A 253-nucleotide genomic window follows, 5' to 3' on the forward strand; every position below is an offset into this window, starting at 1 on the left:
GCATCGCCTTTATTATTTGCAGTGGCCATACTTTGAGATAAGGGCATTAGCTTTTCGTTTGCCGCCTCAGCGCTTGCTGCAACATCGCTAAGCACACCTTTTTGCGGTGCAATTACAATAGGGGCAAGCTGATCATCAGGCTTCCCTTTTAATTGCTTAGCGTCTTCATCTAAAGCCTCGGCTTTAGCATCAGCGTTCTTTTTAACTGTGGTGTCTATAGTGTGCGCAGCATTTATTTGCGCCAACATACTAT

1 pseudogene is annotated in these 253 nt (G+C 45.1%); it reads right to left on the reverse strand.

The features are described from left to right. A pseudogene (locus AAEY62_RS23540) lies at positions 1 to 253 on the reverse strand (flagellar hook-length control protein FliK); the annotation flags it as partial.

This window comes from Pseudoalteromonas sp. GW168-MNA-CIBAN-0100, from assembly GCF_040309225.1.
GTDB lineage: Bacteria > Pseudomonadota > Gammaproteobacteria > Enterobacterales > Alteromonadaceae > Pseudoalteromonas > Pseudoalteromonas arctica.